Consider the following 9,544-nt stretch of genomic DNA (forward strand, 5'->3'; position numbering starts at 1 on the left):
GTGCCACGTCATCCAAACAATTCGACATCAAGAATCAACTGTAACACATACATCGGAATGTACTCAGATTCGAGTCCGGCGTGAACTCGAGTCGCCGTCGAAGTGTCGAGGACGTGGTCGCGGACGATACCGATCGAATCAGTACCCATCTATCAGGAAATCTCGGGGATAGGCTCGGTTGTGGATTATCTTGAAGGTCACCGCAATGACACCGGGGTCGAAGACGAGGCTGGCAGTGGGTCCCGATAATCTGTCCGAGCGGGGTAAACGACCACGGGTCAGGTGACCCGTGGAACTCTCGCTGTTCTCTTTAGACGAGCGGATCCAGTCCTTCCCGAATAATCAAGTAAAAATACCGCTCGCAGCGAGTATGGGACATGGTTCTCATCGAAGATGTTGACGACGCCGTTTCACGTGTCGATGAAGGCGACACGCTCGCAGTCGCCGGGTTCGTCGCGGTTGGGATTCCCGAATACTTGCTCAGCGGACTCGCAGACCGGTACGTGGAAACCGGTACCCCCGGCAATCTAACGCTCTACCATCCCGCCGCAGAGGGCGACCGAGACGGTAACGGGGTGTCGCATCTCGCCCAAGATGGAATGTTGAAGCGCGTCATCGGAAGCCACTGGGGATTCGTCCCGGAACTGATGGAGCGAATCGTCGACGGCGACGTCGAGGCGTACAACTTCCCATTCGGCGTCATGGACCACCTGTTGCGAGATACGGGCGCAGGCAAACCGGGGACCATCTCGACGGTCGGTCTCGAAACGTTCGTCGACCCGCGGAACGAGGGCGGAAAGGCGAACGACGAGACGACCGAAGACCTCGTCCACGCCGTCGAACTCGGCGGCGACGAATGTCTCTTCTACGAATCAATTCCCGTCGACGTGACCTTCATCCGGGCGACGACCGCGGACGAAAACGGGAACCTCTCGATGGAGCGGGAAGCGCTCACCTCGAACGTGTTGGCGACCGCGCAGGCGGCGCACAACTCCGGCGGGACGGTCATCGCACAGGTCGAGCGCGTGACGCAATCGGGGACGCTTCACCCGAAAGACGTTGCCGTTCCGAGTGTCCTCGTCGACAGCGTCGTCGTCGCACCCGAGGACCAGCACAAACAAACCTACGCAGAGGCCTACAATCCCGCGTATGCTGGCGATGTTCGCCCGCCTCTGACCGAGGAGACGGGCGATACGGGCGACGACGCGCCGATATCGGCGCGAACGGTCATCGCTCGTCGCGCCGCGATGGAACTCGTCCCCGACTCGGTCATCAACATCGGCGTCGGTGTTCCCGAACTCGTTCCGGTCGTCGCCGAAGCGGGTAGCGTCGCGGACGAGATTACCCAGACCGTCGAGTCCGGGCCGGTCGGCGGGTCGCCGACGGGCGGAATCAGTTTCGGAACGGCGACGAACCACGACGCACTCGTCTCGTCCACCCAACAGTTCGACTTCTACGACGGCGGCGGCCTCGACGTTGGCTTCCTCGGGATGGCGCAGGTCGACGGCGACGGCAATATCAACGTCAGTCGATTCGGGTCGCAACTACCCGGCTGCGGCGGCTTTATCAACATCACGCAGAACGCCGAGAAAGTGGTCTTCTGTGGGACGCTCACGACCGGCGGGTTGGAGACGACAGTTGACGGTGGCGAACTCCGAATCGACCGCGAGGGAGACAAACAGAAGTTCTGCGAGTCGGTCGAACAGGTCACCTTCAGCGGCGACTACGCCACTCGCATCGGACAACCAGTGGTGTACGTGACGGAACGTGCGGTCTTCGAACTCGATGCTGACGGACTCGTTCTCACCGAAGTCGCACCCGGCGTCGACCTCGACGCTGACGTGCTCGACCAGTTAGCATTCGAGCCAGCGGTTGCCGAGACTCTCGAACTGATGGATGAGCAGTTGTTCGTCGACGAACCGATGGACCTGACCGAGTACGTTCGGTAATTGTGAACTTCGACTGGTAATCGAGAGCGAGGCCGGAAGCGAGTATCCAGGAAAGCGAATCCGGGTATCCGAGAATCTGAAACGCGCTCGGGCCGGAAATCAGAAAGGAGTTTGGAGGTCGTTTGGGGCATACCTCGTTGGGGACCATAGGCCGGTCCCGTTGGAACCCTCGGTGGTTGCGTATCGGGGGCTTTGGCGGGATTTACTGAGGAACTTGGTGGGTGATCACTGGAGAGCCTTGGTCGATATCGCAGCGTCGGCAGGGCGTGGTTCGATAGTCGATTCGTGTCTCGCTAGTCGCCGGACGAACGACGCGCTTCGGTCGCTTCGAAGTCGATTTCCGCGTCTTCGGTCACGACGACACCGTACTGTTCCTCGGCGGCCTCACGGGAGACGTAGCCGTCGATAACGTCCTGTCTGACGGCCTCCGGGTCACGCTCGAACGGGTCGCCGAAGCCGCCGCCGCCAGCGGTCCGATTCGAGATGACCTCGCCCGGAACGAACTCCCCGCGGAACATCCCGACGTGTTTGCCGTCGCCATCGTGCAGGTCATCGTTATCGACGAGAACCTGCACGCGGTCGTCGAAGTCGTCTTCGTCCGAGTCGAGGACGACCACGTTCTTTGCGCCGGAGTCGCCGCCGTCCATCCCCCAGTTGTCGGTGCGCGTCTTCTGGATAATCGAGAGCGCGCCGACGGGTTCCAGAATACGGAAGTCGCGGCGGATACCGAGGCCGCCGCGGTGCTTGCCCGGCCCGCCGGAGTCCTCGCGGAGCGAGAGTTGGTCGAACCTGATGGGGGCTTTGTTCTCGAAGACTTCGACCGGGATGTTGCGGACCATCGTCTCGCTGATGTGCATGAGCGCGTTCGCGCCGTCGTGGGCCGCACCGGCACCCCAGCCGACACCCTCGTTGTTCGCTTCGACGAACGGCCTGCCCGTCTCCGGGTTCTGCCCGTAGAGCATGATGTCGGCGAGGTCGCCGCCGGTACTGGCGGGAACGCGGTCCGGAACCGCCTTCGCGAGCGCCTTGTAGACCACGTCGATGCCGAGGATACCGGTCCAGACGGTGAACGTCGGAGCCGGATAACTGGCGTTGAAGATGTTGTTTTCGGGAATCTCGATTGACAGTGGTTCGTACTGCCCGCCGTTCGAGTCCTCTTCGGGCGTCGTGACGGTCTTGAAACAGAGTTTGCAGATGGTCTCCGACATCCCCGGCGGAATGTTGAGCGGTTCGTCGACTTGGTCCGAAGAGCCCTCGAAGTTGACCGAAAACTCGTCGCCGTCGATTGTGACTTCCGCTCGAAGTTTAATCAGGTCGCCAGCCTCGCGATTGACGCCGTCGGCGTAGCCGGTTGCCGACCACGTTCCGTCAGGGAGGTCCTCGACGGCAGTGCGGGCGGTGGTTTCACCGTGTTCGAGCACTTTGTCGATGGCCGCCTCGACGGTCTCACCGCCGTACTTTTCGTAGAGTTCCTGCAACCGTTCCTCGCCGGTTCTGACGGCCGCAATCTGGGCGTTGAGGTCGCCCATGACTTTCTCCGGCATCCGGGAGTTAAACCGGATGATGTCCATGATTTCGGGGTCCGGTTCGCCCTCCTTGTACACTTTCGTGCCGGGGAAGAGCACGCCCTCTTGATGCACGTCGGTCGAGTCGAGGACGTAGCCGGAGTCTTTCGCCCCGAGGTCGAGCCAGTGCGCTCGGCACGTCGTGTAGCCGATGAGTTCGTCGTCGTGGAAGACCGGCGCGAAAAGAAGCACGTCGAGGGTGTGCGTTCCGCTCCAGTAGGGATAGTTCATGATGAGCACGTCCCCCGGATTCATGTTCTCCTCGCCGACGTGTTCGACCGCTTTCTCGATGCCGTAGTCGTTCGCACCGAGGAACAACGCGAGTCCCGGCGAGTCGGCGATGAGGTTGAGGTCCTTGTCGAACACCGAGATTCCGAAGTCGAGAATCTCGTAGATGATGGTGTTGTACGCGGTTCTGATTAGCGTTCGTTGCATCTCGGTCGCGGCCGACGTGAGGTAGTTCCGGATAACCTCGACGGTCGCCGCGTCGATATCGTGTTGTGCGCTCATTGGTCGCCTCCGGTGGTAATAGTGATGTGTCCGTACTCGTCGACCGTCGCAGTCTGGTCGGAGTGGAAGACGAGCGAGGTGGTCGGTTCAGTGACGACGGTGGGTCCGGCGAGTTCGTCGCCCGGTGCCAGGTCACTGCGTTGGTACACGTCGAAGTCAACGAATTCGTTCTCGGCGAAACAGTACGCGCTGCGGCTGCCGACAGGTTCGAGTTCGCCCTCCGTCCGTGGGTCCTCGGAGTCGAGGCTCGGCTTGTCGTTTTCGCCCACCGCGCGGACGCGGAGGTGGACAGCCTGTACAGGGTCGTCCATGGTGTGGCCGTATCGAGTCTCGTGTTGCGCTTCGAACCGTTCGGCGAGTTCGGCGATAGATTCGACGCCGTCCGCGTTCACTTCGACCGTGTGTTCCTGACCGAAGTACCGCATCTCGACCGCGCGCTCGATTTCCTGTCTGGATTCTTCGATGCCTTCGCTTTCGAGCGTTTCACGACCCTCGTCTTCCAGTTCGGAAAACTCGGATTCGAGGGTTTCGAGGTCGATATCGTCGAGGACGGCGATATGCGTCTGCGAGAAGTCGTAGACGACATCGGCCATCAGCATTCCCCACGCGGAGAAGACCGAGGGGGCCTGCGGGACGAGCACTTCGTTGACGCCGATTTCACGCGCGAGAAGCGGGACGAACATCGGTCCGGCACCGCCGTAGGCGACCATCGAGAAGTCCCGCGGGTCGAGTCCCTTTTCGACCGTGATTTCGCGAATCGCCCCGACGGTGTTTGCGAGCGCAACGTCGAAAACGCCCTTACTCGCTTCGTGGACCGACATCCCGAGCGGGTCCGCCAACTTCGATTCGATACCGTCGAGTGCTGCGGCTTCCGCCGTCTCCATCTCGCCGCCGAGGAAGTCGTTCGGGTCGAGGAAGCCGAGGGCGAGTGCGGCATCGGTGACGGTCGGTTCGGTTCCGCCGTTGTCGTAACAGATGGGACCGGGGTCAGCGCCGGCACTTTGCGGCCCGACTTTGAGGAGTTCACCATCGAGCCACGCGATAGAGCCGCCGCCGGCACCGATTGTCCGGATGTCGAAGACTGGAATCATCATCGGTTGATGTTCGAGCGACGAATCGTACTTCACCACGGGAGAGCTGTCCTCGATGACTGCAGCGTCGAGGCTCGTCCCACCCATATCCACGGTAATCAGGTTCTCTCTACCGGTTACGTTGCCCACGTGGGACGCGCCAATAAGTCCCCCCGCGGGACCGGAAAGAATCGTGTGTACTGGTGCGGTTTTCGCGCTTTCTGCGGTAAGCGTGCCACCACCGGAGCGAGTGATGAAAAACGACCCGTCGAAGCCGCTCTGTCCGAGGTTCGAATCGAGCGTATCGACGTAGTTCTCGAAAATCGGTTTGATGTAGCCGTCGAGAACGGCCGTGCTCGTCCGCTCGTATTCGCGGTATTCGCCGCTGATGTCGCTTGAGACGGAGACACTGACCTCGGGCCGGGTTTCGCGGACGATTTGCGCTGCGGCCTGTTCGTGTTGGTCGTTCTGGTACGAGTGGAGGAAACAGATTGCGATGGACTCGACCCCCTGTTCGTCGACGAGGTACGCCGCGGCATCGCGGACAGCGTCGGGATCGCGTTCTTCGACGACCGCCCCGCTAGCATTCAACCGACCGGGGACACCAACCCGTCGCCGACGGGGGACGAGGGACGCAGGTTTCTGATAGTTGATGTCGTACATCGCGTCGCGTTCGAGGTTCGTTCGGCCGATTTCGTACACGTCCTCGAATCCCTCGTTCGTGATGATACCGGTCTTTGCGCCGTCTCGTTCGAGGACCGCGTTGAGTCCGAGTGTGGTCCCGTGGACGAAGGCTTCGGTCTCTTCGAGCGAAGCGCCGACTTTCCCGACTGAGTTGAGCACTCCTTTCGATGGTTGTTGGGATGTCGTCGCCGCCTTCTCGAGGTCGATACTCCGAGTCTCGCGGTCGAACGTAATCGCATCGACGAAGGTACCACCGATGTCGACTGCGAGCCGTTGCGTCTTGCTATCTCTACTCACGAAAGAGACGTTTCGTCGGATCAGTAAAATACTTTTCGCAGGTTTGAACAATATGTTCGTTATATCGTACAAATCGGGCTAGGATAGACATTATAGTGAACGATTAGAAGAGTAGTTGCCTCCGCATCGTTTGAATTATAGAAAAATTTAAGTATATGTGGAATGCTGCTAGGTATCATGTCGGAGAGTAACAAGAGCCACATGTGCCGCCGCACACTGCTAAAATACAGTGCATTAGCGAGTACAGGGACGCTCCTTGCCGGTTGTACCGGAAATCAAGAACCGGCAACGACGACCCACGGTTCGGATACGACTGCGGGCCAAACTGACAATAAGTCCGGAAGTAGTGACGAATCGTCGACTGATGGCGAGTTTACCTACGTTACCACGATTACCCCGAGTTCACTCGACCCGATGAAGGGGTCGGATAACTTGGAGACAATCCTGCTCCACAACGTCTACGACCCACTTCTCTACTACACGAACGAGACGCCGCCACAAATCCAGACGTGGCTTGCGTCCAACTGGTCGGTCGACGACGACAACAAGACGTACACTTTCGAACTCCGCGACGACGCGACGTTCCACAACGGTGACCCCGTGACCGCTTCCGACGTGAAGTATTCGGTCCGGCGGATGATGGACATGCAGCAGGGCGTCTCGTGGATGTGGTCGGGTATCCTCTCACCGGAAAACGTCGAAATCGTCGACGAGAAGACGGTGAAGATGACCACGAACGAAATCTTCGCACCGTTCCCGTTTACGCTCCCATTCCTCTACATCCTGAACAAATCACAGGTCGAAGCGAACACGAAAAGCGACGGACAGTTCGGCGCAAACGGAGACTACGGGACAGAATGGCTCGAAGACAACGACGCCGGAAGCGGGGCCTACAAGCTAGCCAAGCGCGACCGGAAGCAGCAGGTCGTTATCGAACGGAACGAGGATTGGTGGGGGACCTTCCCCGACAACGGCTATGAGAGTGTGACGGCCGATATGGTTCAGGAGACGGCCACTGTCGCCGGGAAGGTCAAACAGGGTGCGGAGATGTCCGACCAGTGGCTCCCCCTCGACACGTACACCGAACTGGCTCAAACCGACGGCGTGAAAGTGAGTGCGAAGGCGACGTTCACTCCCTTCTACATCTACATGCACACCCAGCGCGAACCGCTGAACGACGTGCACGTCCGAAAGGCGATTTCGTACGCCTTCGACTACGAAACCGCGCTCAACGATGTGATGTTCGGTGATTCCGAACACCTGAAGGGACCGCTTCCGGGGGCGATGTGGAGCCACACGGAGGACCTCGAAACGTATGAGACCGACCTCGAAAAAGCGAAAGCTGAACTGGAGAAGTCCGAGTACTCCGCCAGCGATATCGACCTCACGTACACGTACGTCACCGGACTGACTACCGAGAAGAACATGGGACTGCTCCTCCAGTCGAACCTCCAAAAGCTCGGCGCGAGCGTGAGCATCGAGAAAGCACCCTGGTCGAAAATCACCGAGATGGTGACCAGCAAAGAGTCCACGCCCGACATGCTGGCAATTTACCTCTCGTTTAGCTACGCTGACCCGGACACGTTCCTCTACCCCGCGTGGCACAGTGATTCCCACGGGTCGTGGACCAGCGCCTCGTGGTACCAAAACGACCGCGTGGACGAACTCCTGACGAAGGCTCGGCGAACCGTCTCGAAGGAAAAGCGGATTCCGCTCTACGAGGAGGCACAGCGAGTCATCGCCGACGAGGCCCCCGCCCTCTTCGTGATGAATCAGGCGACGAGAAACGCGCTCGCCGGTTCCGTAAAGGGGTTCGAAGACAACGGAATCACCGGCTACCGCCAGACCTTCCACTGGCTCCACGAGGGCTGAGGCGCGACAATGGGCTACAAGGAGTACCTGATAAAACGGGGGCTGTCGACAGTTCCGATGTTCGTCGCCCTCTCGATGCTCATCTTTACGCTGGCGAGAGTCATCCCCGGGCGACCCGCGAGACTGGCGCTCGGGCCTCGGGCGAGCGACGAAGCCGTCCAGCAACTCCGCGAGCAGATGGGCCTGAACGACCCGCTCTGGATACAGTACATCGATTATCTGAGTGGGCTGGTGCAAGGCGACCTCGGCCAGTCGCTCATCTCGAATCGGAACGTCGCGGCGGACCTCGTGGAGTTCTTCCCCGCGACGTTCGAGTTGACGACGCTCGGGATGCTCATCGCGGTTCTCGTTGGGGTTCCACTCGGCGTGGTTGCCGGGATGAACAAGGACGGTTGGCAGGACAACCTGAGCCGAGTATTTTCGTTCTTCAACGTCTCGCTTCCACCGTTCTGGGCAGGCATTCTGCTCCAGTTGGTCTTCGCCTTCTGGTTAGGGTGGCTTCCGGCGACGAGTCGGCTGGGCGATGTGAGTCCGTTGCCCATCGAGGTGACGGGACTCCTGCTCGTCGATAGCGCGCTCGCGTTCAACGTCGATGCGTTCACGAGCGCGGCAGCGCACCTGCTCCTCCCCGCGATTACGCTCAGCCTCGCGCCGATGGCGGACATCGCCCGCATGACGCGGTCGAGTTTCATCGAGGAGTACGACAAGGATTACGTCGAAGGGTTGGAGACGCACGGAATCCCGAACAAGCTAATCGCGTACAAGTACGTGCTGCGGAAGTCGTTCGCGTCGACGCTGACGATTATCGGACTCGACTACGGGTTCTTGCTCGGGTCGGCGTTCGTCGTCGAAATCGTCTTTTCGTGGCCGGGTATGGCGTCCTACGGCGTCACGGCCATCCTGCAAAAAGACATCAACGCGATGGTCGGCGTGACTCTCGTTATCGGCGGTGCGTTCCTGTTCGTGAACTTCGTCGTGGACGTTCTCTACGGATTCTTCGACCCGCGCGTCTGGCACGAGGGAAACTAACATGACAGAGACAGAAACCGGACTCGGAGAACGATTGTCGAACCGATTCGAAGACTTCGGCCGGTTGCGCTACCGGTTCCGGCAGAATCCGATGTCGCTCGTGGGATTGGGGATTATCCTCGGACTCATCTTCCTCGCCATCCTCGCCCCGTGGGTCGCGCCGTACCCGAACGACGCCGCCTATCAGGGTGAGGCCGCGGTACACTTCGACCAGCGATTCGAGTCGCCGAGTCTCTCCCATCCGTTCGGGACCGACCAGGCGGGCCGTGACATCTTCAGTCGCGTGCTCTTCGGGACGCGACTGTCCTTGCAAATCGGTCTCGTCGTGCTCGCAGTGGCGGTTTCGATTGGCGTCACCGTGGGACTCGTTGGAGGCTACGTGGGCGGGGCCGTCGGGATGTTCCTGATGCGCGTGTTGTACCTTTTTTTTTCTTTCCCACCGTTTGTTTTTTCCCTTCCGGTTTGCTTCGCGTTTTTTCCCGGTTTTACTTACTCCCTTGCTTCCTTCTCTGCCCTTTTGTTGCCCTCGTTTTTCCTCCTTTCCTTTTCTTTTGCTCTTTCTGTTCAA

7 protein-coding genes are annotated in these 9,544 nt (G+C 59.8%); 4 read left to right on the forward strand and 3 right to left on the reverse strand.

Going from position 1 to position 9,544, the window contains the following annotated elements; translation table 11 throughout:
• Positions 1-8: 8 nt before the first annotated feature.
• The gene (locus QT222_RS14460; RefSeq protein ID WP_491477567.1) at positions 9-149 is read right to left on the reverse strand and encodes a hypothetical protein; all 141 of its coding nucleotides are present in this window, start codon (positions 147-149) and stop codon (positions 9-11) included.
• A 228-nt stretch (positions 150-377) separates the two neighbouring features.
• On the opposite strand from QT222_RS14460, the gene QT222_RS14465 reads away from it, so the two are divergent.
• Positions 378-1,949: an acyl CoA:acetate/3-ketoacid CoA transferase gene (locus tag QT222_RS14465; RefSeq protein WP_491477568.1), complete on the forward strand. Its 1,572-nt coding sequence runs from the start codon at positions 378-380 to the stop codon at positions 1,947-1,949.
• 293 nt (positions 1,950-2,242) lie between these two features.
• On the opposite strand, the gene QT222_RS14470 is transcribed toward QT222_RS14465, so the two are convergent.
• Positions 2,243-4,024, reverse strand: coding sequence for a hydantoinase B/oxoprolinase family protein (locus QT222_RS14470; RefSeq protein ID WP_491477569.1), 1,782 nt, complete (start codon positions 4,022-4,024; stop codon positions 2,243-2,245).
• Complete coding sequence (locus QT222_RS14475; RefSeq protein ID WP_491477570.1) at positions 4,021-6,075, reverse strand: hydantoinase/oxoprolinase family protein; 2,055 nt, start codon at positions 6,073-6,075, stop codon at positions 4,021-4,023. Before QT222_RS14475 ends, QT222_RS14470 begins: the two co-directional genes overlap by 4 nt.
• Before the next feature lie 177 nt (positions 6,076-6,252).
• Between QT222_RS14475 and QT222_RS14480 the strand changes: the two genes are divergently transcribed.
• From QT222_RS14480 to QT222_RS14490, 3 genes are all read left to right on the forward strand, one after another.
• Entirely contained in the window at positions 6,253-7,947 is a 1,695-nt protein-coding gene (locus QT222_RS14480; protein WP_491477571.1) for an ABC transporter substrate-binding protein, read from the forward strand.
• A 9-nt stretch (positions 7,948-7,956) separates the two neighbouring features.
• On the forward strand, positions 7,957-8,976 hold the full coding sequence (locus tag QT222_RS14485; protein ID WP_004056163.1) for an ABC transporter permease: 1,020 nt from the start codon (positions 7,957-7,959) through the stop codon (positions 8,974-8,976).
• Between the two features lie 462 nt (positions 8,977-9,438).
• A partial coding sequence (locus tag QT222_RS14490; protein WP_491477574.1) for a hypothetical protein occupies positions 9,439-9,544 on the forward strand: 106 nt, incomplete at its 3' end.

Source organism: Haloferax sp. s1 (assembly GCF_058382125.1).